Source organism: Nocardia vinacea NBRC 16497 (assembly GCF_000308835.1).
Lineage (GTDB): Bacteria > Actinomycetota > Actinomycetes > Mycobacteriales > Mycobacteriaceae > Nocardia > Nocardia vinacea.
Map to the genome: position 1 here is coordinate 36,141 of NZ_BAGN01000085.1, position 25,011 is coordinate 61,151.

The following is a 25,011-nucleotide window of genomic DNA, read 5'->3' on the forward strand; positions in this document are numbered from 1 at the left end:
CGTACATGGGTAACTCGTCGGGGACGCCCAGCACTCGGCCAGGCACACGGCCGTCTGCCCGCGACGGCGCCGTTGACACGCTCGACGACCGGCGAAAGTTCCGGGGAGGCGGGGGAGCAGCGCCGACATCAACCGTTCGACGAGTGACGACCACCAGAGCGGGCGGTTTCTCGGCGCCGCCATACGATTCGTTCAATCTCGGGGATCATGTGGGGGACGACCCGGCGGCCGTTCAGCGGAACCGGGACCGGCTGGCCGAGGGTATCGGCCTGACACCGGATCGGCTCGTGTGGATGGAGCAGATCCACGGGCGCAATGTCGAAATCATCGATGGGCCACGGGACGCGCCGGTGCCCGCCACCGACGCACTGGTGACAACCGTGCCTGGGCTGGCACTGGTGGTGCTCACCGCGGACTGCGTACCGATCCTGCTATCCGATGACGAAGCAGGTGTGATCGCGGCCGTGCACGCCGGGCGCATCGGTGCGCGCATCGGTATCGTGCCGCGGGTATTGGACGCAATGGTTTCGGCCGGCGCTCGGATCGAGCGGATCGGAGCCTTTCTGGGTCCGGCCGCATCGGGTCGTCAATACGAGGTGCCCGCCGCGATGCGCGCCGATGTCGAGGCGCATCTGCCCGGCAGTGCGACAACCACCGTGCGCGGCACACCTGGACTCGACCTGCGCGCCGGAATCAGCAGGCAGCTCACCGAAGCCGGAATCGGCGGGGTGGCCCTCGATCCACGCTGCACGATCGAGGACAAGACGCTGTTCAGTCATCGCCGCGGCGCACCGACCGGGCGCATGGCCGGTGTCATCTGGATGCAGGCGGACGCATGAGTACGGAATCCATTGCGGCCGATGCCATGGACGGCCGGACCGCCGAACTCGCGGCGAATCTCGCCGATCTGAACAAGCGAATCGGCGCGGCTTGTCATGCGGCCGGACGTGATCCGGACTCGGTGCGGCTGCTGCCCGTGACGAAGTTCTTCCCGGCCACCGATATCGCCATCCTGCATCGCTTGGGTTGCAGGGAATTCGGCGAGTCCAGGGAGCAGGAGGCCACCGCGAAGGTCGCCGAACTGGCCGACCTCGCGGATGTGCGCTGGCACATGGTCGGTCGGCTGCAGCGCAACAAGGCTCGGATCGTCGCGCGCTGGGCACATACGGTGCACTCGGTCGACAGCGAACGCCTGGCAACGGCCCTTGACACCGCGGCGCGGGCCGCCTTGGACGCGGGAGAGCGCGGCGAACCGGTTCGCGTCTTGATGCAGGTGAGCCTGGACGAGGATCCGGGTCGCGGTGGTGTCGCTCCGGAAGATCTTGCGGCACTGGCCGATCGGGTGGCCACCGCGCCGGGACTGCAGCTCGCGGGCTTGATGGCGATTCCCCCGCTCGACGCCGTGCCCGACGATGCTTTTGCACGCCTTGCACATTTGCACTCGCTGGTACGCGCGGACCATCCGGAAGCGACCGAACTCTCCGCGGGCATGTCGAGTGATCTGGAATCGGCGATCGAACACGGTTCTACCTGTGTGCGTGTCGGTACCGCCTTGATGGGCGCTCGACCGATAACCTCGGCGTAGCAAAGAAACCTCATCAGTCACATTTGACACATATGCTGGGACTGGAGAGGACTGAGCAAGACTTCAACACCCGGCCGCCACCGGGGCCGAAGGAAGGTCTATGAAATGAGCACGCTGCACAAGTTCAAGGCGTACTTCGGCATGGTTCCGCTCGAGGATTACGAAGACGACTATGTCGCCGAGCCGACCCCCCGGGGTGTGGACGAGCGCGGCTCACGTCGTCCCCGGCCCCGTGACTATTCCGAGCGCGCCGGTTACGGCGCGGACCGCTATGCCGAAGACCGCTACGACGATGAGCCGGATTATCCTGAGCCGGCGTACAAGTCGCCGTACAAGGCGGGATACCCGGTGTCTCGGCGCGATGATTATGTCGACGAGCCCTATGTGGACGACCGCTATGACGCGCGGCCGCGTCCCACCAGGATCGATGCCGCGCCGGGCGCGTCCCGATTCCGTGCGGGCGGTAACGCGCCGATGCTGCGGGGAGCCACCAGGGGTGCGCTCGCCGTCGATCCCGAGGCCGAGGAGCGGCGACTGGAGGAGCGCGTGCGCCCCGAGCCCGCGCCCGCACGCCGGCCGGGGATCTTCGAGGACGGAGGTCCCTTGTCCAAGATCACGACGCTGCGCCCGCGCGACTACAGCGAGGCCCGCATCATCGGTGAGCGCTTCCGCGAGGGCAACCCGGTGATCATGGACCTGGTCGATCTGAGCAATGCCGACGCAAAGCGGCTGGTCGACTTCGCTGCCGGCCTCGCTTTCGCGCTGCGTGGCTCATTCGACAAGGTCGCGACCAAAGTGTTCCTGCTCTCACCGGCCGATGTCGATGTCTCGGCCGAAGAACGTCGCAGGATCGCGGAAACCGGCTTCTACAACCAGAAATAGCGCTGTGATCCGGGGGTTCTGTTAGACCCGTTGCGTATGGGGCGGTGTGGTCATTTTGCGCGACGCGGATTTTGGGGCAGAGTGAGGTCGTGGCCTTGTTTGCGGTGCTGTACTTCGTACTGTTCATCTTCTGGCTGTTGTTGATCAGCCGAGTGATCGTGGAGTTCATCCGCAGCTTTGCCAGAGACTGGCGCCCGAGCGGCTTCGTCGTCGTCATCCTCGAGGTGATCTTCACGATCACCGATCCTCCGGTGAAACTCCTGAGGCGGTTGATACCACCGGTGTCATTGGGAGGAATTCGGCTCGATCTGTCGATTATGGTCCTGCTTTTCGTCGTCTTCATCTCGATGACGTTTGTGGGCGGCCACGCCGACGGGTAGCCCTGGTGTGACAGAATGAACCGAGAAGATAGCTTGCTAGATCTGCTAGATCTCCAAAAGACGCGTGAAGGGATCCTTCCATGCCGCTGACCCCAGCCGATGTGCACAACGTCGCGTTCAGCAAACCGCCGATCGGGAAGCGCGGCTACAACGAGGATGAAGTAGATGCCTTCTTGGATCTCGTGGAGCAGGAGCTGTCGCGTCTGATCGAGGAGAACGCTGACCTGCGCCAGCGGGTTGCCGAACTCGATGCGGAACTGGCCGACGCCAAGAAAAATCGCGGTCCGGCCAATTCCGCCGCAGTGAAAGCACCGGTCCAGCAAGCCCCGCCGCCCCCACCCGAGCCCATCAAGCCGCCGGTGCAGCAGGCCCCGCCGCCGCCTCCGATGCCGGTCGCGGCACCGGTAGCCAAGGATGCGCCGAGCGCCGATGCGAACTTGCAGGCGGCCAAGGTTCTCAGCCTCGCCCAGGAGATGGCGGACCGGCTGACCAGCGATGCGAAGCTCGAAGCGGAGAACCTGCTTTCGAATGCGCGGGCCAATTCCGAACGCCTGGTCGGCGATGCGCGAACCCGCTCGGAGGCGATGATCGCCGATGCGCGGCAGAAGTCGGATGCGATGCTGTCGGATGCCCAGACCCGTTCGGACAACCAGCTACGGCAGGCCAAAGAGAAGGCCGATGCGCTGCAGGCCGATGCCGAGCGCAAGCACACCGAGATCATGGCCACCATCACCCAGCAGCGCAGCGTGCTGGAGAGCCGGATCGAGCAGCTCAAGACCTTCGAGCGGGAATACCGCGTGCGGCTGAAGTCGTACCTGGAGTCCCAGCTCGAGGAGCTGGAGAACCGTGGCTCGGCGGTGCCGGTGGACGGCGGCGAGGCCTTCGTCGACGCCAATACCGCGAACAATCTCGCTCCCGCCTCGTTCGCCAAGGGCGCCAAGTAATCTCGTAGTAGAGAGATATCTCCGCTGTAGTTGCTGTTCGAGTAGCTAGAGGTACGCCGAGCCGCCTGGCATGCCTAGGGGGTCAATATGCTCGTCTTGACGCTCGTCCTTGCGGCGATCGGGTTCGCCCTGCTAGTGGCCGCGCTGACCACTGGGTCTGTGCTGTGGGCCTGGGGGTGCATCCTTATCTGTATCGTGGGCGCTGTGCTGTTGCTGGTGAGCGCGCTTTCTATGCGCAGCTCCGATGGCGATGCCGCGCCGCCACCTGGTCGGCATGCCAAACGGTAATCGTGGCCCCGACAAACTGGTTTGACCGTCCTGGTTAGAATCAAACATGTAATCGGCGTAGATCCGGCCATCACCGGGGAGTCTTCGGAAGAACGGTGCGCGGGCCGCACTCAGTAGAACCGAACGGGTGAGCCCGTTACAGCTCGAAACGAGAGGTCCTGGTTGGTCGCGCGAATCGGCGCGCCGCTCGGACAAGCGGGGTGGTACCGCGGTTTCGACGCAACCGGCGTCGTCATCGTCCCCGTGCTGACACATACGCGCCACGGCGCGGCGGCACGAGGAGACGGATCCGCGATGGCGGACGAACCTTCCAGCAGCGCATACCCGCGCGTCGATCTGGGCGCTGGCAGCGGGTCATCCTTCCCCGACCTGGAACGTCGGGTACTCGACGCCTGGGCGACCGACGACACCTTCCGCGCCAGCATCGAGAACCGTTCGGGTGCGGCGGAGTTCGTCTTCTACGACGGACCGCCGTTTGCCAACGGATTGCCACATTATGGACATCTGCTCACCGGGTACGTCAAGGATCTGGTCCCGCGTTTCCAGACCATGCGCGGCAAGCAGGTCGATCGACGTTTCGGCTGGGACTGTCACGGACTGCCCGCGGAAATCGAAGCGGAAAAGCAGCTCGGTATCACGGACAAATCACAGATCGATGCCATGGGGCTCGCGGAATTCAACGCGGCCTGTAAATCATCGGTACTGCGCTACACCGGGGAATGGCGTAATTATGTGACGCGTCAGGCCCGTTGGGTCGACTTCGACAACGACTACAAGACGTTGGATCTCGACTTCATGGAGTCGGTGATGTGGGCGTTCAAGTCGCTGTACGACAAGGGCCTGATCTACCAGGGCTTCCGGGTGCTGCCCTACAGTTGGTACGAGCAGACCCCGCTGTCGAATCAGGAAAGTCGGCTCGACGACGCCTACAAGATGCGTCAGGATCCGGCCGTCACCGTGGATATGGTGCTGCGCGTGCCGGGTGAGCATCCGCTGCACGAACTCGACGGCGCGAACGCACTCATCTGGACCACCACGCCGTGGACGCTGCCGTCGAACCTCGCCATCGCGGTGCACCCGGATGTGCGCTACGTGCATGTGCGCGGCGCCGACGGCAAGCGCTATCTGCTGGCCGCCGAGCGGGTCTCGCACTACGCTCGCGAATTCGGCAATGAGCCCGAGGTGCTCGGTGAGTTCGACGGCGCCGCCCTCGCGGATCTGTCCTACGCACCGCCGTTCGACTTCTTCGTCGGTCATCCCAACGCGCATCGCGTGCTGACCGCCGACTACGTGACCACCGACTCCGGCACCGGAATCGTGCACCTCGCACCGGCCTTCGGTGAGGAGGATATGGACGTCGCCGGTGCCAACGGCATCGAACTCGTGCAGCCGCTGGATCCCGGCGGCAAGTTCACCTCGATGGTGCCCCCGTACGAGGGCCTGATGGTCTTCGACGCCAATCCGGTGATCATCAAGGACCTCAAGGCGGCCGGAAAGCTGCTGCGGCACGAGACGATCGAGCACTCCTACCCGCACAGCTGGCGCTCCGGCCAGCCGCTGATCTACATGGCGGTGCCGTCCTGGTTCGTTGCGGTGACCAAGTTCCGCGACCGGATGGTCGAGCTGAACCAGCAGATCACCTGGGTGCCCGAACACATCCGTGACGGACAGTTCGGCAAGTGGCTCGAGGGTGCGCGGGACTGGAATATCAGCCGCAACCGGTACTGGGGCAGCCCGATCCCGGTGTGGGTCTCCGATGATCCGGCATACCCGCGCACCGATGTGTACGGCTCGCTGGAGGAGTTGGAGCGCGACTTCGGCGTGCGCCCGACTGATCTGCACCGGCCGAACATCGATGAGCTGACCCGGCCGAATCCCGATGATCCGACCGGGAAGTCGACCATGCGCCGGGTGCCGGAGGTACTGGACTGCTGGTTCGAATCGGGTTCGATGCCGTATGCCCAGGTGCACTATCCGTTCGAGAACAAGGAGTGGTTCGACAGCCACTTCCCGGGCGATTTCATCGTCGAGTACAACGGGCAGACCCGCGGCTGGTTCTACAACCTGCACGTGCTCTCGACCGCGCTGTTCGACAGTCCGGCCTTCAAAACCGTTGCCGCGCACGGCATCGTGCTCGGTGACGACGGGCTGAAGATGAGCAAGTCCAAGGGCAACTACCCGGATGTGAACGAGGTGTTCGACCGGGACGGCTCCGATGCGATGCGCTGGTTCCTGATGAGTTCGCCGATCCTGCGCGGCGGTAATCTCATCGTCACCGAGCGCGGCATCCGCGAGGGGGTCGGCCATGCGCTGCGCCCACTGTGGAACGCCTGGACCTTCCTGCAGTTGTACGCCTCGAAAACCGGTGTGTGGCGCACGGATTCGCCGCATGTGCTGGACCGCTACATCCTGGCCAAGCTGGCCGCGACCCAGGATGTGATGACCGAGGCGCTCGAGGTCTACGACATCGCGGGCGCTTGCGAGGAATTGCGCTCCTTCGCCGATGCCCTCACCAATTGGTATGTGCGCCGGTCGCGTTCGCGCTTCTGGGAGGAGGACCGGGATGCGGTCGACACACTGCATACGGTGCTCGAGGTCGTCACCCGGCTGGCCGCGCCGCTGCTGCCGCTGATCTCCGAGGTGATCTGGCGCGGGCTGACCGGCGAGCAGTCGGTGCATCTGGCTGATTGGCCCAAGGACGGTGAGCTGCCGGAGGATCCGGATCTGGTCGCTGCCATGGACGAGGTCCGGGTGGTCTGCTCGACGGTGCTGAGCCTGCGCAAGGCGCAGAATCTTCGGGTGCGCCTGCCGCTGGCCGAGGTCACCATCGCCGCGCCCGATGCCGAGCGGCTGCGGCCGTTCGCCGACATCATCGCCGATGAGGTGAACGTCAAGAAGGTCGACCTGACCACCGATGTCGCCGTGCACGGCCGTTTCGAGCTGGTCGTGAACGCCCGTGCCGCAGGCCCGCGCCTCGGCAAGGATGTACAGACGGTGATCAAGGCGGTGAAGGCTGGCGAATGGTCCGAGAACGCCGCCGGTGTGGTCACCGCGGCGGGCATCGACCTGCTGCCGGAGGAGTACACCCAGCGACTGGTCGCGGCCGAACCGGAGTCGACCGCGGCCCTGCCCGGCAATGCGGGCCTGGTCGTGCTCGATTCGGTGGTGACCGAGGAGCTCGAGGCCGAGGGCTGGGCCCGCGATGTGATCCGCGATCTGCAGGAGACGCGAAAGTCCTTGGGGCTGAACGTATCCGATCGCATCACTGTGGTGCTCGCGGTGCCCGACGATAAGCAGGTCTGGGCGCAGACCCATCGCGACCTCATCGCGGGCGAAATCCTCGCCACCGAGCTGACTTTCGGTGATCCGGGCGCGGATGCCGCCGAAATCGTCGGTGGCGTGCGGGTGTCGATCGCGAAGGTCTGACGCGGCGGCTCGGCTGGAGCGCGGTCGTTCGGAACGGCAGTCGGGGCGGGATCTCGAGATCCCGCCCCGACTCGCGTCTGTATCCCAGGCTTTCATGTGATACAGATCACATGCCAAGAATTAGCTGATTTCCTTGTCGTGCTCGCACAATGCCCGGCACAATCGGCATGTTGCTGCTGGTGCGCAGATCGACTTCTGTGACGGCAGTGAATGTTCGTGCTTGAACTGCTCTACCTGAAATACCTTGCGTCGCCCGTGGGTACGTGATGCGACGCAGGTCAGTGACGTGCGGATCCTTCCCTGATGGTGAGGCCGGTACCGCGCGTCGATCGGGTCGACGGAAGGGGCGAGCGCATGACCACCGGGCACAAAAAGGCATTGCGGCGGATAGCTGTTGGGTTTCTGGTATCGATCGTCATGACGCTCGTCCTGGCCGGACCGGTGCGCGGTGATACCGGAAGCGCCTCCGGTTCGGGTAGCTCCGGCTCCGCATCCGGTAGTTCCGGCAGTTCCAGCGGTTCCGCTGCCCTGCCGCTGCCGAGTATCGCCGGACTCGGCGCACTTGCCGCGGCCTACACCCAGATCGGCAAACCGTACGAATGGGGCGCCACCGGCCCATTCGCCTGGGATTGCTCGGCTCTGGTCCAGTGGGCATTCCGTCAGGTCGGGGTGAAACTGCCGCGTACCACCTACGAGCAGGCCAAGGTCGGCGCGGTGGTGCCGTTCCCAGCCCTGTCGCTGGGTGATGTCGTAATCCTCAATGACGACGCCTCGCATGTCGGCATCTACGCCGGCTCCGGGCAAATCCTGGATGCGCACGACTGGGGTGTTCCGGTCGGTCTGCATCCACTCCGCGACTTCGACATCTACACCATCCGTCGTTTCTGATCCGGATCGGCCACGTTTCTCCCGGACCAGCATGGTTGCGCTTGGATGGCAACGATGGGGAGCGTGATGGGATCGGGTGTTCCAGCGCCGGCCGACGACGAGGTTGTGATCGTCGCCCATGCCCTAGGCGAACCCGAGCTCAGTCGACGAGCTGGCGCAGCAGCGGCCCGTACTGCGGATGCGCCAGTGCCGAGGCGAATTGCGCGACCAGATAGTCGGCCGGGTTGCCGGTGTCGTACCAGCGGCCCTGGATGACCTGGCCGAAGACCGGGTTGTCGGCGGCGTGCACATTGATCGCATCGGTGAGGTAAACCTCGCCGGTGCGATGTTCGTACCATTGCTCGGTCTGTCTGCGCAGTTCGCAGATGATGCCGGGGGTGACGACATAGCCGCCGATCGCGGCATAGTTCGACGGTGCGTCCTCGGGCTTGGGCTTTTCCCGCAGCCCGGTGATGCGCAGCAGGCCGTTGCCCTGGTCGTCCGCGACAACAGGGACGCCGTAGCGCTGGGATTCGGACGGATCCATCGGCATCAGCGCGAGCACGGGCGCGCCGGTCGCCTCATAGGCGTCGATCAGCTGCTGGGCGCGTGGCACCCCGGCGACGAAGACGTCGTCGGGCCACAGCACCAGCATCGGCTCGTCGCCGAGATTACGGGCGGCATTGAGCACCGGGGTGCCGTTGCCATAGGGCCCGTGCTGATCGAGGTAGGTGATATGCCCGAGCCGGGACAGCTCGCCGACCTCCTCCACCGCGTCGGCGTAGGCGTCCTTGCCGTCGGCGCGTAGTTGGGCCACCAGCGCCGGATTGGGGCGGAAATGGTCCTGGATCAGGGACTTTCCGCTAGTGACCACGATGGTGATATCGGTGATTCCGGATGCGACCAGCTCGCGGACGGTGTGCTCGATGACCGGCTTATCGCCGACCGGCAGCATCTCCTTGGGGATGGCCTTGGTCAGCGGGAGCAGCCGGGAGCCGATTCCGGCGGCCGGTATCACGGCCTTACGGATCTTCATGGTCCGATCATCACATACCCGAGCGGGTCCGAACCGGCGATCCCCAGGCTTGGCCCGGGCATGTCGAGGCGGCAACATTTTGGTATCAGACCTGGTCACGGGTGGTTGGGCAGGGCAGAGAGCCGCGCTCGCTCTGTCGTCGCGCCGCGAAGTTCGATAGCAATCTCGCAGAAATTACTCGGCTGACGTACATCCGGCACCCAGGTTGCCTGTCGTCTTCACAGGTTGACGCGGTGTTGCGCGGTGGGCCGACCTGTCGGTGGGGCGGCGTAGATTCCGGTGCGTGAGCACCGACAACACCGCTGTGGCCGCCGGGGGAGGTGCGGTGGGGTCCGCGTCTGTGCGCACGGCTCGGCGGTGGGTGCTGCATATCGATATGGATGCCTTCTTCGCTTCGGTCGAACAATTGACCCGGCCGACGCTGCGCGGTCGCCCGGTGCTGGTCGGTGGCACCGGTGGGCGCGGTGTGGTCGCGGGGGCGAGCTATGAGGCGCGGGTATTCGGTGCGCGCTCGGCCATGCCGATGCATCAGGCTCGGCGGTTGGTCGGGGTGACCGCAGTGGTGGTGCCGCCGCGCGGTGCGGTCTACAGCGTGGTCAGTGCGCGGGTGTTCGACGCACTGCGCAGCCGGATCCCGGTGCTGGAGACGCTGTCGTTCGACGAGGCGTTCGGTGAGCCCGCCGAGTTGGTGGGCGCGACCGTCGAGCAGGTGCGCGAATTCTCCGAGGGGTTGCGTGCGCTGGTGCGGGAGCGGACCGGGTTGGTCGCCTCGGTCGGTGCGGGCACCGGTAAGCAACTGGCCAAGATCGCCTCCGGTATGGCCAAACCCGATGGGGTACGGGTGGTTTCGCCGGATGAGCAGCAGCAACTGCTGGCCGGGCTGCCGGTGCGCAAGCTGTGGGGGATCGGTCCGGTGGCCGACAGCCGCTTGCGTTCGCTCGGTATCGAGACCGTCGGCGCCTTCGCGGCGCTGCCGGAATCGGAGGCGGTGTCCATTCTCGGCGGCAGCGTCGGCGCGGCGCTGCACCGGCTGGCCCGTGGCATCGACGACCGGCCGGTTGCCGAGCGGGCCGAAGCCAAACAAATCAGCGCCGAGAACACCTATGAGACCGATATCGTCACGCTGGCCCAGCTGCGCCCGGCGATCGAGACGATGGCGGCGGCCGCGCACCGTCGTCTGGAAAAGGACGGGCGGGCGGCACGCACCGTGGTGCTGAAGCTGAAGAAATCCGATATGAGCATCGTGACCAGGTCGTTCACGCTGCCGTACGCGACGGCCGAACTGGCCACACTGACGACGGCGGCGCAGCGCTCGGCCATTGATCCGGCCGAGCTCGGGCCGATCCGGCTGGTCGGAGTGGGTTACGGCGGGCTGTCGACGGTCCGGCAGGAGTCGCTGTTTCCGGAGTTGGATCAGGCGCCGGTCGAGGACGGCGGTGTTTGGGAGGGCGACGCGCCGAACACCGATGGTTGGGGTGCACAGGCGGGGCCGTCCGCGGCTGAGGACAGTGCCATGGAGCTCGGCTTCGGCGCGTCGGTCGGGGCGGTAGGCGTCGAGGTGGGAGTAACCGCGACATCCCCGGTCCCCGCGACCACGCAGCCGAGCGTCGGTGCAGCTCAGGATGATTCGCCGATGCGGAGCGCGACGTTGTGGTATCCCGGACTGGATGTCACGCACCCCGAATTCGGGCACGGGTGGGTGCAAGGCGCCGGGCTCGGGGTGGTTACTGTTCGGTTCGAGACCAGCTCGACAGGGCCCGGTCCGGCGCGTACCTTTGCCGCCGACGACATCAGTCTGTCCCGGGCAGATCCGCTCGGCAGTCTCCGCTGACAGGTAGCCTGGGTCATTCGTGCAGCGTTGCCGATTCGGGTGACGGCTGCCGTTGGTGGAACGACATGTACCTACTCGAACGCAAAGGACGAGCAGTTGAAGCTTCGTAAGACTGGACGCATCGCCATCGTCGCCCTGGCCGTCGTCGCCGCACTCGGCATGACCGCCTGCAGCGATGACAAAGACAGCAAGCCGGCCGCGAAGACCAGTACCAGCGCCCAGGCCTCGGCCAGCGCGAACGCGAACACCAATCTGCCGCCGGTCCCCTCCGTCGCGGAACTGAACACGCAGCTGCAGCGTGCCCTCGATCCGTCGATCCCCAATTCGGAGAAGCTCGACGGCGTGCAGGGCGCCGAGGCCGATCCGGAACTGCCGAATCGACTCGCCGAGGCCGCCAAGAACGCCAATATCAGTGTGACGGTCACCGATGTGACCAGCTTCGGCGACAGCGTCAATGCCAAGGCCAAGGTCGTGCTCAACGGCCAGGAGAACATCGTCGACGTGCCGTTCGTCGCAGAGAACGGCAAGTGGAAGATCCAGAAGGCCTGGGCCTGCACCATGCTGACCAACCTCGGCCAGCAGTCGGCGGCCTGCGGCTGATAGACCAGCTGGCGCGGCCGACCCGGTGTCGGCCGCGCCAGCTGTGTGCTTGCTGAGAATCAATGCCGCACGCCGGCAAGAACTTTCGTTTGAAATAGTTACCGTTAGGATCAGGCCCCGTGGCTGACACGATGGTGTGGGCGGGGCAGCCGTCCGTCGAGGAATCCGAACTCGGGACGGCACAATCGAAGACGCGGAGGGGTTTGGCCGGGCCGATCGCGCTGATCGCGGGCCTGCTGGGTGCACTGTTCGCGGTGGCGGTGCCGCTGCTGCCGGTGCGGGTGGATGCGGCGACGCTGACCTGGCCGCAGGTGGGTTCGGCGCGCAGCATCGAGGCGCCGCTGATCTCCTATGCGCCGCTGACTTTCGACGCCACCTTGCCGTGCACGGCGATCAACCAGCTCAGCGCCAAGGGCGGCACCCTCGCGGCGACCGGACCCGATGGCGCGCCGGACCTCGAGCGCTACGGATTCGTCGCCCGCGTGCACGCCGGGGCCGGCACTCCGGCGCGGCTGGATGTCGTGCTGCGCAATCAGGCATTGCTCAGCGTGCCGGTGGCCGAACTGGTTCCGGGCTGTGAACTCACCGTGCACGCCGACAACACCAGCGCGACCGCCACCCTGGTCGGATTCGAAGCGCCCGGATTCCCGGTGGTGCTCAATGGCGACTACCGGCCGCAGATGGTGGGCATCTTCAGTGATCTGGCCGCGGCCGACGGTGCGCGCGTCACCGCCGAACTCGACACCAGGTTCTCCTCGACGCCCACTCCGGTGAAGCGCGCGGCGATCTGGCTCGCGGTGCTGTGCACGATTGTGGCGCTGGTCGCGCTGTATCGGCTCGACCGGCTGGACGGTCGGCGGGTGCGTCGCTTCCTGCCGCAGCGCTGGTGGACGTTCACGCTGCTGGATGTGGTGGTGCTGGGCACCATGGTGCTCTGGTACTTCATCGGGTCCACCACCTCCGACGACGGCTATCAGTTCGGTATGGCCCGTGCGTCTGGTGTCGCGGGTTACATGGCCAACTACTTCGCCTACTTCGGGGTGCCCGAAAACCCGGTCGGCACACCGTATTACGACCTGATCCGGATCATGACGGAGATCAGCACCGCCAGTCCGTGGGTGCGACTGCCCGCGCTGTGCTGCGGTGTGCTGATGTGGCTGCTGCTCAGCCGCGAGGTGGCGCCCCGGCTCGGGGTCACGGTGCGACGCAACCGCGTCGCGATGTGGACCGGTGCACTCGGCTTCCTGACTATCTGGCTGGCCTATGACAACGGGCTGCGTCCGGAACCGCCGGTCGCGCTGGGACTTCTGCTCACCTGGTGCCTGGTCGAGCGTGCCATCGCCACGCGGCGTTTGCTGCCCGCCGGATTCGCGATCCTGGTCGCGGCCTTCGCCTGTACGGCCGGGCCGTCGGGTGTGATCTGTATCGCGGCGCTGCTGGCGGGCTTGCGGCCGGTCGCGCGAATCATCATGGACCGCACCGGGACTCGGGGATCGTTGCGTGCCCGGGTGGTCGGCTATGCGGTGCTACTCGCCCCGCTGCTGGCCGCCGGTATCGTGGCGCTGGCGATCATGTTCGCCGATCAGCCGTTGGCGGCGATGTTCGAGATGAAGCGGATTCACCACATCGTCGGCCCGGATGTCGAGTGGTTCAACGACTATCTGCGCTATCAGTACCTCTTCCAAGGCGAGACCGACGGCTCGGTCGGCCGCCGGATCGGTGTGCTCGCCATGTTCGCGGGGCTCATCGTGTGTGTCATCGTCCTGCTGCGCAAGGGCGGTCGGATTCCGCTGCTGGCCGCGGGTCCGACCCGGCGCATTCTCGGTGTCACCGTCGGCGCGCTGCTGCTGATCATGGTCACGCCGACCAAGTGGACCCATCACTTCGGTGTGTACGCGGGCGTGGCCGGTGCCGTCGCCATGGTGACCGCGATGGCCGTCGCGCCAAGGGTTTTGCGGGCGCCGCGCTATCGTGCGTTGTTCGCCGCGGTGGTGGCGTTCCTGCTCGCGCTGGTGTTCTCCGGGCCCAACAAGTGGTGGTATGTCTCGTCTTACGGCATTCCGTGGTGGGACAAGCCGCCGGTGATCGCCGGTGTCGAGCTCAACAAACTGTTCCTGCTCGCTGCCGCCGCATTGCTTGCCGTGGCCGCGTGGTGGCATGTACGAGCACCGGAACCCGGTACCCCGCATCGGGTTTCGCGTCTCGCATGGCGGGTGTCGGTGCTGCCCCCGCTGACCATCGCGCTGGCGCTGCTCGTGGTCTGGGATGTCGGCTCCTTCGCCAAGGCGGCTGTGGCCCAGGGGCCCGCGTTCTCGCTGGCGCGCTCGAATATCGAGGCGCTGACCGGGAAGACGGCGGGTCTGGCCGGCCATGTGCTGGTGGAGACCGATCCGAATGCGGGCATGCTGCGCCCGCTGACCGGCGATGCGGTGAGCACGCTGTCGGGTACCGGCACCGGATTCACCGGGGCGGGCGTGGCCGCCGATCTGCGTCCCGACGACGATTCGAGTCCGACCGGCAGTATCGCCGACGCGTTGAGCAGTAAGTCCGCCTCGGAGAACACCGCCGGAACCGCCACCGCCGCACTGCCTTTCGGACTGAACCCGGCGACCACGCCGGTGCTCGGCAGCTACGGCTCCGGTGACGCGGGCCCCGCCGATCTGACCACGGGTTGGTACCGGCTTCCGGAACCCGGTGACCGCAATGGCATTATCGCGCTGACCGCGGCGGGCCGGATCCGCTCGGTCGACGCCGACGGCATCGTCACCCCGGGCCAGACCCTCGAAATCGAATACGGCGCAACCGATTCCGAGACCACCGCGCAGCCCATGGGCAAGGTCACCCCGATCGATATCGGACCGGCTCCGTCCTGGCGCAACCTGCGCGTACCGTTCAGCGAAATCCCCACCGGCGCAGACGTTATCCGCATCGTCGCCGTCGACCGCGACCGCAATCCCAAGCAATGGCTGGCCGTCACCCCGCCGCGGGTGCCCCAGACCAGAACGCTGAACGATGTTGTCGGCTCACAGGTCCCGGTTCTCACCGACTGGATGGTGGGCCTGCAATTCCCCAACCAGCGCCCCTACGACCACCGCGACAATATCGCCGAGGTCCCGGTCTACCGCATCCTTCCGGACCGTCCGGGTGCCGAGATCACCACCCTCTGGCAGAGCCACGACGGCGGCGGCCCGCTGGGCTGGTCCAATATGCTCCTGCGTCCCCGCACCCTGGCCACCTACCTGGACCAGGACTGGCGGCGAGACTGGGGCGAACTCCAACAACTGGTCCGCATCGATCCCGAGGCCGACCCTGCGAAACCCGAAATCACCCAGCAGGACCACTCCGGCCTCTGGACGCCGGGCCACATCAATACGGCGTACTAGCGGTTGATGCTGTTGGTCGCTATGCGGGTGGCCAAGGCGGTCAGGTCGGCGGCGGTGAAGCCCGGGTAGCCGTGTAGGAGTTGACGCCAGTGGTGCGGGATGGCGGTGGCGCCCCAGCGGGCGCCGAGGAGGCCGCCCGCGATGGCGGCGGTGGTGTCGGTGTCGCCGCCCGCGCGGACACAGAGTTCGAGTGCGCGCCGGAGGTGGTCCGGATCGGAGGCGTCGGCGGTGGTGATGGCCCACCAGGCGGTCTGGAGGGCGTGCACGACCCAGCCGTTATTCGAAAAGTCTTGCGGTCCACCGGCTTCGGCCTGGTCGAGCAGGTGGGTCCAGTAGGCGGCGCTCGGCGATGCGTCGACGAACTCGCGGACACCGTCGAAGGTTCCGGTGAGCACGGCGTGCCGGATGGCGTAGGTCCAGATCTTGCAGGCCTCGATCGCCTGCTGGTCGTGATGGGTGAGCGCGCCGATCGCACCGGCCATGCGGACGCATTGGTCCGCTTCGCCGAGATAGGCGAGGGCAACGGGGGCGGTGCGCATCAGCGAACCGTTGCCGCCGGTCTTGCCGTGCAAGGACATTGCCTGCACCTGCATCTCACGGGCCGAGCGCGGGCGCACCGAGAGCACGGCGCGGGTCTGGATGCCGATATCAGGTGGATCGGAATCGAACCATTGGACGAATCCGGCTGCCACCTCGTCGAGATCGATACCGGGCCCCTTATCGGCCGCCAGTGCGATGGCGATCGCCATCGATGTGTCATCGGTCCACTGTCCGGGTGCCCACCGGCACGGCCCGCCACCGATCATCTCGATCGCGACTTGCGGTCCCGGCCACGTGAATTCGTAGCCTGCCCCGAGCGCATCGCCCGCCGCGGTGCCGAGCAGCACACCCGCCGCTCGATCCAGTTGCGCATCGTCCAGCATCAAGAAACCTTCCGCCGCCTGCGGTTTTTCGCGGTCAATGTACCCGAGGACATGGGCTGTTCCGTCCTGTCGAACTCGACAAGCGATCGCGTGGAAAACTGTGCCCTCACCACGAAGCCATAGCTGGGAAGGGCAGATCAGCGACGGTCTGTCGAACTGGCCGGTTCGGGCTGCGTGGTCCTGGCCCGCCGCCGGCCGCGCACCAGCGCGTCGGCGGTGAAAATCGCCAGCGCCGCCCAGATGAGCGCGAAACCGGCCCACCGCGACGCGGGCATCGGCTCATGCGCGACGGCCACACCCCATGCCATCTGCAGCGCGGGCGTGAGGTACTGCAGCAGTCCCATGGTCGAGAGCGGAACCCGTTGCGCGGCAACGGCGAACAGCAGCAGTGGCAGCAGGGTGACCGGACCGGTCGAGATCATCAATCCGGAATGTGCGATGCCACTGGCGAATTCACTACGTCCGGTGACCGCGAATACGATCACGAAGACCAGCGCGAACGGTGCGGCGACCAGCCCCTCGGCCGCGATCCCGTGCAGGGCGTCGAGCGGAATCACCTTCTTCACCAGCCCATAGGTGGCGAATGAGCAGGCCAGCGCGAGCGCGATGAGCGGCGGTCTGCCGTAGTCGACGGTGAGCACGGCGACGGCCACCGCACCCAGCCCGAGCGCCGCCCACTGCGCCCTTGCCAACCGCTCACGGAAGATCAGCACGCCGAACGCCACCGTCACCAGCGGATTGATGAAGTACCCGAGCGCACACTCCACCACATGCCCGGAGGTGACGCCGTAGACGTACACGCCCCAGTTGATCGATAACGCCGCGATGGCCACTGCCGCCATCCGCCAGGTCCGCGGTGCGATTCCGCGCAGCCCACCGAGTTGCCCGGTTATCGCCAGCACCACGAGCACCAGCACCAACGTCCACAGAATCCGCTGCGCCACCACCTCGGCCGGATTCGCGAAGGCCAGCAAACCGAAGTACGCCGGAAACAGCCCCCAGATCAGAAATGCGCCCGTACCGAACACAACACCCGGGACCGCCCTGCTTCGCTGCACCCTACCGACGGTAGTTCTCGGTAGCCTGGCGGTCATGTCGATTACCGTGCCCCATACGGCCGTCACCGGGCTGACCGCGGCGGAGGTCGAGCAACGTCGCCGCGACGGGCTGACCAATGACGTGCCGGACCGGGCGAGCCGATCCGTACGCGACATCGTCCGCGCCAATGTCTTCACCCGGATCAATGCCATCCTCGGTGTGCTGTTCATCCTGGTGCTGGCGACCGGCTCGATCATCGACGGCATGTTCGGCCTGCTGATCGTCGCCAATAGCGCGGTCGGCATCATCCAGGAGGTCCGCGCCAAGCGCACCCTGGACCAGTTGGCCATTGTCAGCCAGGCCAAGCCGGCCGTGCGCCGCGACGGACAGTCGCACGAGGTGGCGCCGAAGGAGGTCGTGCTCGACGATCTGATCGAGCTCGGCCCCGGCGACCAGATCGTGGTCGACGGCACGGTCGAGGAGTCCGCACTGCTCGAAATCGACGAATCACTGCTCACCGGCGAGGCCGATCCGGTGGACAAGCCGATCGGCGCGTCGGTGATGTCGGGCAGCTACGTCGTCTCCGGTTCCGGCAGCTACCGTGCGACGAAGGTCGGCCGCGATGCCTACGCCGCCAAGCTGTCCGAAGAGGCGAGCAAGTTCACGCTGGTCAAGTCCGAATTGCGCAGCGGTATCGACACCATCCTCAAGGTCATCACCTATCTGTTGATCCCGGCAGGTCTGCTGAGCATCTACAACCAGCTGTTCTCCAGTAAGGAGTCCTGGCGGCCCGCGGTCACCGGTATGGTCGCGGCGCTGGTGCCGATGGTGCCCGAGGGTCTGGTGCTGATGACCTCGGTCGCCTTCGCGGTCGGTGTGGTGCGACTCGGCAGGCGCAAATGTCTGGTGCAGGAGTTGCCCGCCATCGAGGGCCTGGCCCGCGTCGATGTGGTGTGCGCGGATAAGACCGGCACGCTCACCGAGAACGGGATGCGCCTGTCGGATATCAAGACGCTCGCCACGTTCGACGACGCCGAGGTACGACAGGCCTTGGCCGCCATGGCCGCCGACGATCCGCGCCCGAATGCGAGCGTGCAGGCCATCGGTGAAGAGCTCACCGACAAACCGAATTGGCAGCACACCGCGGTCGCGCCCTTCTCCTCGGCGAAGAAGTGGAGTGGGTTCTCCTACGGCGAGCACGGCGACTGGCTGCTCGGCGCGCCCGACGTGCTGCTCGACCCGAGTTCCGAAGATGCCCGTATCGCAGAGGAACTCGGCTCCTCGGGCCTGCGCATTCTGCTGCTCGCGCGCAGCGACCGTCCGGTCGACGCCGCCGACGCACCCGGCGTCGTCGACCCCGCGGCCCTGGTCGTACTCGAGCAGAAGGTGCGCCCCGATGCCCGCGAAACCCTCGATTACTTTGCCAGCCAGCAGGTTTCGATCAAGGTGATCTCCGGCGACAATGCCGTCTCGGTCGGTGCGGTCGCCTCCTCGCTCGATCTGCGCGGCGGTGATCACGCGGTCGACGCCCGCGAATTGCCCGAGGACCGTGCCGCACTCGCCGATGTGCTCGAACGTGAGACCACTTTCGGCCGGGTGCGCCCCGATCAGAAGCGAGCCATGGTGGGCGCTTTGCAATCTCGCGGCCACACCGTCGCTATGACCGGTGACGGCGTGAACGATGTACTGGCGCTGAAGGATTCCGATATCGGTGTGGCCATGGGTTCGGGCAGTCCGGCCACCCGCGCGGTCGCCCAGATCGTGTTGTTGGACAACAAGTTCGCCACACTGCCGTATGTGGTCGGCGAGGGCCGCCGGGTGATCGGCAATATCGAGCGGGTCTCGAATCTGTTCCTCACCAAGACCGTGTACTCGGTGCTGCTCGCCTTCCTGGTCGGCCTCGCCGGTGTCGGCTCGCAGATCTTCGACTACGAACCGATCGGATATCCGTTCCTGCCAAGGCATGTCACGATCGCGGCCTGGTTCACCATCGGCATTCCGGCCTTCATCCTCTCGCTGGCTCCGAACAATGAGCGCGCCCGCTCCGGATTCGTCTCGCGCGTCATGCGTTTGGCGATTCCATCCGGTGTGGTGATCGGCATCGCCACCTTCGTCGCGTATCTGATCGCCTATGCGGGACCGCATGCCACCCCCGAGCAGAAGGAGCAGGCGGGCACCACCGCACTCATCACCCTGATCATGATCGCGGTGTGGGTCCTGGCCATCGTGGCCCGGCCGTACGTGTGGTGGAAGGTGGTGCTCATCGGCGCATCGATCCTCGCCTATGTGCTGTTGTTCACAATCCCGTTCACCAGGCATTTCTTCAAACTCGACCCGTCGAATATCGAGCTCACCACCGCGGCGTTCATCTGCGGCGCTGTCGGCATCGTGCTCGTCGAGGCCGCCTGGTGGATCGCCGCGGCAGTTCAGGGCGAGAAGCACACGCTACTTCCGAGCTCACCGGGCGGGGGCGCCTGAACAACTGGACGCCTGACCCGCCGCGCCACGAGATACCTTGTGCGAAGCGATCATTCAGGGTTGGAGTACCTTCTCGACTATGGAGGTACTGCTGCATCAGATCGACGCGTTCGCCGACGCACCGTTCTCGGGCAACCCGGCCGCGGTCATGCCGCTGTCGACATGGTTGCCGGACGAGCTGTTGCAACATCTGGCCGAGGAGAACAACCTCGCCGAGACCGCCTTCTACACCTCGCAATTACCCGTCGAGGCGGGCGGTCCACCCGGGGAGTGGCCTGCCGTCCACCTGCGCTGGTTCACCCCGACCCGGGAGGTCGATATGTGCGGCCACGCGACCATGGCGACGGCCGCGCAGATTCTCGAGGACATCCATCCCGGCGAGGACCGGGTGAGCTTCTTCACGCGCAGCGGCTGGCTACACGTCGACCGCACCGATGACGACGAATACGTACTCGACCTACCCGCGCTGGAATCCAAGGAGGTCGCGCCCGATCCCGCGCTGGTCGATGCACTCGGCGTCCGCGCGGTGCGTGCCTACACCGGATTCGACGAGGTCATCGTGGTGGGTTCCGAACGTGAAGTGCGCGAGGCACGGCCGAATTTCGCGGCCTTCCCGCCGCTGGCATTCGACGCGGTGATCACCGCACCCGGCGATACCGTCGATTTCGTCTCCCGGGTCTTCGGTCCGGACCTCGGCGTGGTCGAGGACCCGGTCACGGGATCGGCGCACGCACAGCTGGTTCCGCTGTGGAGCCGCGAATTCGGCCGCGCCGAACTCAGCGCCCGTCAGCTGTCCCGGCGCGGTGGCAGGCTGCGCTGTGAACTCGCGGGCGACCGGGTACTGCTCATCGGCCGCTGCCGCCGGTACCTGGATGGTGTTGTGGCACTGCCGGACGACGGTTACTGATCCGGGACGGCGCCGTCATCCGTACCGGGCAGCGCGATGTCCTCGTACTCCGGCAGCAGCGGAACGATCGCGAAACTGGTGGCGACCGCATCGGCGGGCAGAGCCTGTACCGCGCGGATTCCGTTCTGGGCCGCCAGCTCTCGGAGTTGGGGCAGCGTTCCGCGGACGACGAGACCGACGGTGCAAGCGCACCCGGCGCGCAGCCGTCCCGCCGACACCGCGTTGATGCGGTCGGTGCGTTCGTCGGCCGCGTGCTGAGCCAGTAGCTGCCAGGCGGCGTTATCGGCGGATGCCACGGCTACCGCATCTCCCGCGGGCAGTTGAACCGTGACGATCGGGGTGTTCACCCGCGGGATCGACACATGGTGGCTTGCCGTGGCAATGCGCAGGCCGCCACTGTGCGCCGGAATCTGATCCGGGGTGAGGGGTTCGGTGAACGAGACCAGGGCCCAGTGCTCCTCGGTATCCGAACCCGACAGCGAATCCTGTGCCCGCGCAAGATAATCCGCCACATGCTCACCCCGTTCCGGCCCGAGCCGGTCGGTCGAAATGCCGGACGGTCGCGGGGGATTCAGCACACCGAGCACCACGATCAGCACGACGAAGCCGACCGCCCCGACGGCAATGGCAATGCGGCGCAATGTTTCAGGCATTGCGCAACACGTCGAGTGCGTTCTTCAGATCATCCGGATATTCGCTGGTGATCTCCAGATACCGGCCGTCGGCCGGATGGTTGAATCCCAGCGAACGCGCGTGCAGCCATTGCCGTTCCAGCCCCAGCCGCTCCGCCAGCCGCGGATCCGCGCCATAGGTGAGATCACCGCAGCAGGGGTGCCGGATCGCGGAGAAATGCACCCGGATCTGGTGGGTGCGCCCGGTTTCCAGATGAATATCGAGCAGGCTGGCCGCCTGGAACGCCTCGACGGTGTCGTAGTGGGTAATGCTCGGGCGTCCGTCCGCGGTGACCGCGAACTTCCAGGCATCGCCGCGGGCCCGGCCGATCGGCGCATCGATGGTGCCGCTGCTCGGATCCGGATGTCCCTGTACCAGTGCGTGATAGCGCTTATCGATGGTGCGCTGTTTGAATGCGCGCTTGAGCACCGTGTACGCGTGTTCGGACTGCGCGACCACCATCACCCCGGAGGTGCCGACATCGAGCCGGTGCACAATGCCCTGCCGCTCGTGCGCGCCCGAGGTCGAGATGCGATAGCCCGCCGCGGCCAGCCCGCCGACCACCGTCGGCCCGGTCCAACCGACGCCGGTATGTGCCGCGACGCCGACCGGCTTGTCGACCGCGACGATGTCATCGTCGGCGTAGAGGATCTTCATACCCTCGACCGGCTCGGGCTCGATGGTGAGTTCGCGCTTCGGTTCCGGGAACTCGACCTCCAGCCAGGCACCCGCCACGAGCCGATCCGATTTGCCCGCGGCGACGCCGTCGAGCTGCACCGAACCGTCTTCGGCCAGCGCGGCCACGGCGGTGCGGGAAAGGCCGAGCAACCGAGATAGCCCGGCGTCGACGCGCATCCCGTCGAGCCCGTCGGGTACCGGCATGGTCCGCGTTTCCCTCACGCCTGCACCTCGCTGGCGCTCGGTTCCGGCATGAGCGAAGCCCGCTGTGACATGGTTCGCTCGCTCACGCCGCATTCCCCTTGCTGCTGGCCGCACCGTTGGCGCCGTTGTCCGAGGACTCGTCCGGCTTCGCGGCGGTTTCGGTGGTGGTCTCTTCGGAGTGGTCGTGTCCGGTGCGCGTGCCGTCGGGTTCGAAGCCGAAGACCGTCAGGACCACCAGCAGGATCGCGCCGCACACGATCGAGGAGTCGGCCAGATTGAATACCGGCCACCAGCCGACGGCGATGAAGTCCACCACATGTCCCTGCAGTGGTCCGGGCGCGCGGAACAACCGGTCGACCAGATTGCCGAGCGCGCCGCCGAGCACCATGCCGAGCCCGATCGCCCACCACAGCGAGCGCAGCGTGCGGCCGATACGGATCACCCCGATCACCACGGCCGCGGCGACCAGGGTCAGCAGCCAGGTCATACCGGTGGCCATCGAGAACGCCGCACCCGGGTTGCGTACCAGCGACAATCGCGCGAAATCGCCGATGATCGGCACCGGATCGCCCGGGGTCAGCTCGGCCACGACAATGGTCTTGGTGAGCAGGTCAAGGCCGAGCAATACCGCGGCGATGATCAGCAGCGTGCGTAGCCGCAGCGGTGCGGCGGGCTTCCCCGGATCAGCGGTCGGGGTCGGATTTTTTGCGTCGTCGCTGGATGGCATCGCGCTGTCGGCGGACTTGTCCTCGGGCGGCCGGTCGTCACTCACGCCGACCATCATCTCTCGAGTAACGATTTGCCTGACGCACGCGGTCACCTGCATGTCCCAGCTGACACTCAGGAAGCGGTCGTACTCTGATGCTCGTGACGGTGTTGTCTTCCTCCCACGTACCCCGAATCGCGCGCTCGGGTGTGCTGCTGATGGTGCTCGCGGTCGGATTGTCCGCGTTCGGTGTCGGCTGTAGCGACGGTGCCGAGTCGCGCGTCGAATCCGACAGCACCGAGCCGGTCGGCATCGGCAAGGAAGTGACCGTGCCGATTTCGGCCGCGGTCGCCACCGTCGTCTCGGCGGGTGAAGAGCCGCGGTCGCTGCTGCGTCCCGGCTATCCGGCGGGCACGGTGCAGCAGGTGACGCTGCGCACAGATCACCACATCGAGCAGCAGATCAATGATCAGCCGCCGAGCGATTTCTCCTCACCCGCATTGACGATTCCGATGACAGCGCAAACCGATGGTGACGGCGTCGAGTTGACTCTCGGCACCATTTCCACCCCGGATCCGTCGCTGGCCAAGGCGCTCACCGCCGCCGACGGTTCGCACGCCGGATTCGATATGAGCGAACTCGGCGCGATCACCGCGCTGCGGCTCGCCCCGGCACCGGACACCTCCAATAACGCCCGCGCGGCCTTGGAACAGGCCTTCTACCAGGCGGTCTACCGTTCGATCACCTTTCCCGACCAACCGGTCGGTGAAGGTGCGGTGTGGACGGTGCGGCAGGAGGTCGACGGCGGTGTCGCACTCGATCAGGTGACCACCGCGACGCTGACCAAGCGCGAGGGCGACCGGCTGACCATCGAACTCGAGGTGACCCAGAAACCGAAGTCGCAAGTGTGGTCGCTGCCCAATAATGCGGGCACCCTCGACATCAAGGATTACGTCATGCAGGGTTCGGGCACGATCACGGTCGACCTGGGCCTGCCGCTGCCGGTCGCGGGCTCGATCACCCTCGGCGGACACCAGGCCTACCGCGACCCGCGCAGCGCGAGCATGCTGCAGCAGACGATCAATACGCAGGTCACCTGGAACGAATGAGTCGGTAGCTGTTTGCGCCGATCAGACATGTCGCCCTCCGGTGAGGAATAGGCTCGCACCTGTCCGACAAACGCCTCGATCGGAGGTATCCCATGTCCGATGTGAAACCGATCCCCGAGGGTTATCCGGTGGTCTCGCCGGGATTGGCAATCGATGGGGCCGCTGCCGCCATCGACTTCTACAAGAATATTTTCGGCGCATCGGAACGGATGCGCATGCCTGGTCCGGACGGCAAGATCGCACACTGCGAACTCACGTTCGGCAATTCGCTCATCATGGTCGGCGATCCGGCCCCCGATTTGGATTTCCTCGACCCGAAGACGGTCGGCGGCACGCCGGTCAATCTCTACGTCTATGTCGAGGACGCTGATGCGGCCTTCAGTGCCGCCCTCGCCGCGGGCGCCAAGGAACTCACCCCGATGACCACCCAGTTCTACGGTGATCGCAGTGGTGCGTTCGAGGATCCGTGGGGCCACCGGTGGACGGTGGCCACGCACGTCGAGGATGTGCCGCCGGATGAGATGGACCGGCGGATGGCCGAATTGTTCGGCGGAGCCTGAGCGTTTGTGCGATCAACCGCGCGGTCGGTGTGCCGCGCGGCAGATAGCGCACTGGTTACCCCAGAACGATCGAGTCACCCTCGACGTGAACGGATTTCGGGGCGAGCGGCTGGGTGGCCGGGCCGTTGACGACCGAGCCGTCGAGACCGAATTTGCTGCCGTGGCAGGCACAGTTGATGGTGCCGCCGGAAACCGTCGCGACCTTGCACCCCGCGTGCGTGCAGGTCGAGGACAGGCCGACGAAGGAGCCTGCATTCGGCTGGGTCACCACCACATCGCCCTTGATCACACCGCCGCCGACCGGCACCTCGGCGGTGGAGGCGATGGCATTCGGCTGTCCGGCGGCGACATTCGGTCCGGTCGATCCGGCGCCGGCCTTGGGTGGTTCGGCCGCGGGGGCGTCGGTCTTGCCGTAGGTGGTGCATGCGGTCAGTGCGGCCATGGCGGCCGCCGCCCCGGCGCCCGCGATTACGACGTGGCGGCGGTCGAGGACGAGATCATCGTTGGTCATATC

22 protein-coding genes are annotated in these 25,011 nt (G+C 66.1%); 15 read left to right on the forward strand and 7 right to left on the reverse strand.

Annotated elements, in window-relative coordinates; all coding sequences use genetic code 11:
* Window positions 1–143: 143 nt before the first annotated feature.
* The 8 genes from pgeF to ON44_RS10845 all read left to right on the forward strand — a co-directional run bounded on the left by pgeF (window position 144) and on the right by ON44_RS10845 (window position 8,393).
* On the forward strand, window positions 144–839 hold the full coding sequence (pgeF, locus tag ON44_RS10810; RefSeq protein ID WP_040688654.1) for a peptidoglycan editing factor PgeF: 696 nt from the start codon (window positions 144–146) through the stop codon (window positions 837–839).
* On the forward strand, window positions 836–1,585 hold the full coding sequence (locus tag ON44_RS10815; protein WP_174415041.1) for a YggS family pyridoxal phosphate-dependent enzyme: 750 nt from the start codon (window positions 836–838) through the stop codon (window positions 1,583–1,585). Before pgeF ends, ON44_RS10815 begins: the two co-directional genes overlap by 4 nt.
* 105 nt (window positions 1,586–1,690) lie before the next feature.
* Window positions 1,691–2,467: a cell division protein SepF gene (locus ON44_RS10820; protein ID WP_040688657.1), complete on the forward strand. Its 777-nt coding sequence runs from the start codon at window positions 1,691–1,693 to the stop codon at window positions 2,465–2,467.
* An 89-nt stretch (window positions 2,468–2,556) separates the two neighbouring features.
* Complete coding sequence (locus ON44_RS10825) at window positions 2,557–2,847, forward strand: YggT family protein (RefSeq protein WP_040688811.1); 291 nt, start codon at window positions 2,557–2,559, stop codon at window positions 2,845–2,847.
* 80 nt (window positions 2,848–2,927) lie between these two features.
* A complete protein-coding gene (gene wag31 / locus ON44_RS10830; RefSeq protein WP_040688660.1) occupies window positions 2,928–3,791 on the forward strand; it encodes a DivIVA-like cell division protein Wag31 in 864 nt (287 codons plus the stop codon).
* A gap of 87 nt (window positions 3,792–3,878) precedes the next feature.
* A complete protein-coding gene (locus tag ON44_RS53725; protein ID WP_040688662.1) occupies window positions 3,879–4,079 on the forward strand; it encodes a hypothetical protein in 201 nt (66 codons plus the stop codon).
* Between the two features lie 294 nt (window positions 4,080–4,373).
* Window positions 4,374–7,505: an isoleucine--tRNA ligase gene (gene ileS, locus ON44_RS10840; RefSeq protein ID WP_040688814.1), complete on the forward strand. Its 3,132-nt coding sequence runs from the start codon at window positions 4,374–4,376 to the stop codon at window positions 7,503–7,505.
* Window positions 7,506–7,859: 354 nt separating this feature from the next.
* Complete coding sequence (locus ON44_RS10845) at window positions 7,860–8,393, forward strand: NlpC/P60 family protein (RefSeq protein WP_051181870.1); 534 nt, start codon at window positions 7,860–7,862, stop codon at window positions 8,391–8,393.
* A gap of 139 nt (window positions 8,394–8,532) precedes the next feature.
* Here ON44_RS10845 and ON44_RS10850 read toward each other — a convergent pair whose 3' ends face one another.
* The gene (locus ON44_RS10850) at window positions 8,533–9,408 is read right to left on the reverse strand and encodes a UTP--glucose-1-phosphate uridylyltransferase (protein WP_040688664.1); all 876 of its coding nucleotides are present in this window, start codon (window positions 9,406–9,408) and stop codon (window positions 8,533–8,535) included.
* A 304-nt stretch (window positions 9,409–9,712) separates the two neighbouring features.
* Here ON44_RS10850 and ON44_RS10855 point away from each other — a divergent pair, with 304 nt between their 5' ends.
* The 3 genes from ON44_RS10855 (at window position 9,713) to ON44_RS10865 (ending at window position 15,222) form a co-directional block, all read left to right on the forward strand.
* Window positions 9,713–11,239, forward strand: a complete 1,527-nt coding sequence (locus ON44_RS10855; protein ID WP_040688817.1) for a DNA polymerase IV — start codon at window positions 9,713–9,715, stop codon at window positions 11,237–11,239.
* A gap of 96 nt (window positions 11,240–11,335) precedes the next feature.
* Window positions 11,336–11,839, forward strand: coding sequence for a WKL family lipoprotein (locus ON44_RS10860; protein ID WP_040688666.1), 504 nt, complete (start codon window positions 11,336–11,338; stop codon window positions 11,837–11,839).
* A gap of 131 nt (window positions 11,840–11,970) precedes the next feature.
* Window positions 11,971–15,222: an arabinosyltransferase domain-containing protein gene (locus ON44_RS10865; RefSeq protein ID WP_085998516.1), complete on the forward strand. Its 3,252-nt coding sequence runs from the start codon at window positions 11,971–11,973 to the stop codon at window positions 15,220–15,222.
* Here ON44_RS10865 and ON44_RS10870 read toward each other — a convergent pair.
* Window positions 15,219–16,145, reverse strand: coding sequence for an ADP-ribosylglycohydrolase family protein (locus ON44_RS10870; protein WP_051181871.1), 927 nt, complete (start codon window positions 16,143–16,145; stop codon window positions 15,219–15,221). The genes ON44_RS10865 and ON44_RS10870 overlap by 4 nt on opposite strands.
* 137 nt (window positions 16,146–16,282) lie before the next feature.
* The gene (rarD, locus tag ON44_RS10875) at window positions 16,283–17,239 is read right to left on the reverse strand and encodes an EamA family transporter RarD (RefSeq protein WP_051181872.1); all 957 of its coding nucleotides are present in this window, start codon (window positions 17,237–17,239) and stop codon (window positions 16,283–16,285) included.
* Here rarD and ON44_RS10880 point away from each other — a divergent pair.
* Window positions 17,238–19,661, forward strand: coding sequence for an HAD-IC family P-type ATPase (locus ON44_RS10880; RefSeq protein WP_040688676.1), 2,424 nt, complete (start codon window positions 17,238–17,240; stop codon window positions 19,659–19,661). The genes rarD and ON44_RS10880 overlap by 2 nt on opposite strands.
* A gap of 79 nt (window positions 19,662–19,740) precedes the next feature.
* Window positions 19,741–20,568, forward strand: a complete 828-nt coding sequence (locus ON44_RS10885) for a PhzF family phenazine biosynthesis protein (RefSeq protein WP_040688678.1) — start codon at window positions 19,741–19,743, stop codon at window positions 20,566–20,568.
* On the opposite strand, the gene ON44_RS10890 is transcribed toward ON44_RS10885, so the two are convergent.
* The 3 genes from ON44_RS10890 to lspA all read right to left on the reverse strand — a co-directional run bounded on the left by ON44_RS10890 (window position 20,562) and on the right by lspA (window position 22,906).
* Complete coding sequence (locus ON44_RS10890) at window positions 20,562–21,221, reverse strand: hypothetical protein (RefSeq protein ID WP_051181873.1); 660 nt, start codon at window positions 21,219–21,221, stop codon at window positions 20,562–20,564. The two genes, ON44_RS10885 and ON44_RS10890, sit on opposite strands and share 7 nt — an antisense overlap.
* Window positions 21,214–22,140 (reverse strand): RluA family pseudouridine synthase, encoded by a 927-nt coding sequence (locus tag ON44_RS10895; protein ID WP_040688680.1) that lies wholly within the window; start codon window positions 22,138–22,140, stop codon window positions 21,214–21,216. The genes ON44_RS10890 and ON44_RS10895 overlap by 8 nt, the downstream gene beginning before the upstream one ends.
* A 64-nt stretch (window positions 22,141–22,204) precedes the next feature.
* Entirely contained in the window at window positions 22,205–22,906 is a 702-nt protein-coding gene (lspA, locus tag ON44_RS10900) for a signal peptidase II (RefSeq protein ID WP_040688682.1), read from the reverse strand.
* Between the two features lie 77 nt (window positions 22,907–22,983).
* Here lspA and ON44_RS10905 point away from each other — a divergent pair, with 77 nt between their 5' ends.
* Together ON44_RS10905 and ON44_RS10910 are read left to right on the forward strand one after the other, a co-directional pair.
* On the forward strand, window positions 22,984–23,937 hold the full coding sequence (locus tag ON44_RS10905) for a hypothetical protein (RefSeq protein WP_083897790.1): 954 nt from the start codon (window positions 22,984–22,986) through the stop codon (window positions 23,935–23,937).
* 92 nt (window positions 23,938–24,029) lie between these two features.
* On the forward strand, window positions 24,030–24,497 hold the full coding sequence (locus tag ON44_RS10910) for a VOC family protein (RefSeq protein WP_040688684.1): 468 nt from the start codon (window positions 24,030–24,032) through the stop codon (window positions 24,495–24,497).
* Between the two features lie 55 nt (window positions 24,498–24,552).
* Here ON44_RS10910 and ON44_RS10915 read toward each other — a convergent pair whose 3' ends face one another.
* A complete protein-coding gene (locus ON44_RS10915; RefSeq protein ID WP_040688685.1) occupies window positions 24,553–25,008 on the reverse strand; it encodes a Rieske (2Fe-2S) protein in 456 nt (151 codons plus the stop codon).
* Window positions 25,009–25,011: the final 3 nt, after the last annotated feature.

What these genes read in the sequence shown, in the direction of transcription:
- ON44_RS10885 (WP_040688678.1), top strand. Translation starts at nt 19,741, where the DNA reads ATGGAGGTACTGCTGCATCAGATCGACGCGTTCGCCGACGCACCGTTC.
- ON44_RS10865 (WP_085998516.1), top strand. Translation starts at nt 11,971, where the DNA reads ATGGTGTGGGCGGGGCAGCCGTCCGTCGAGGAATCCGAACTCGGGACG.
- ON44_RS10910 (WP_040688684.1), top strand. Translation starts at nt 24,030, where the DNA reads ATGTCCGATGTGAAACCGATCCCCGAGGGTTATCCGGTGGTCTCGCCG.
- ON44_RS10820 (WP_040688657.1), top strand. Translation starts at nt 1,691, where the DNA reads ATGAGCACGCTGCACAAGTTCAAGGCGTACTTCGGCATGGTTCCGCTC.
- ON44_RS10915 (WP_040688685.1), bottom strand. Translation starts at nt 25,008, where the DNA reads ATGACCAACGATGATCTCGTCCTCGACCGCCGCCACGTCGTAATCGCG.
- ON44_RS10815 (WP_174415041.1), top strand. Translation starts at nt 836, where the DNA reads ATGAGTACGGAATCCATTGCGGCCGATGCCATGGACGGCCGGACCGCC.
- ileS (WP_040688814.1), top strand. Translation starts at nt 4,374, where the DNA reads ATGGCGGACGAACCTTCCAGCAGCGCATACCCGCGCGTCGATCTGGGC.
- ON44_RS10905 (WP_083897790.1), top strand. Translation starts at nt 22,984, where the DNA reads ATGCTCGTGACGGTGTTGTCTTCCTCCCACGTACCCCGAATCGCGCGC.
- ON44_RS53725 (WP_040688662.1), top strand. Translation starts at nt 3,879, where the DNA reads ATGCTCGTCTTGACGCTCGTCCTTGCGGCGATCGGGTTCGCCCTGCTA.
- wag31 (WP_040688660.1), top strand. Translation starts at nt 2,928, where the DNA reads ATGCCGCTGACCCCAGCCGATGTGCACAACGTCGCGTTCAGCAAACCG.
- rarD (WP_051181872.1), bottom strand. Translation starts at nt 17,239, where the DNA reads ATGACCGCCAGGCTACCGAGAACTACCGTCGGTAGGGTGCAGCGAAGC.
- lspA (WP_040688682.1), bottom strand. Translation starts at nt 22,906, where the DNA reads ATGATGGTCGGCGTGAGTGACGACCGGCCGCCCGAGGACAAGTCCGCC.
- ON44_RS10880 (WP_040688676.1), top strand. Translation starts at nt 17,238, where the DNA reads ATGTCGATTACCGTGCCCCATACGGCCGTCACCGGGCTGACCGCGGCG.
- ON44_RS10870 (WP_051181871.1), bottom strand. Translation starts at nt 16,145, where the DNA reads ATGCTGGACGATGCGCAACTGGATCGAGCGGCGGGTGTGCTGCTCGGC.
- ON44_RS10850 (WP_040688664.1), bottom strand. Translation starts at nt 9,408, where the DNA reads ATGAAGATCCGTAAGGCCGTGATACCGGCCGCCGGAATCGGCTCCCGG.
- ON44_RS10890 (WP_051181873.1), bottom strand. Translation starts at nt 21,221, where the DNA reads ATGCCTGAAACATTGCGCCGCATTGCCATTGCCGTCGGGGCGGTCGGC.
- ON44_RS10845 (WP_051181870.1), top strand. Translation starts at nt 7,860, where the DNA reads ATGACCACCGGGCACAAAAAGGCATTGCGGCGGATAGCTGTTGGGTTT.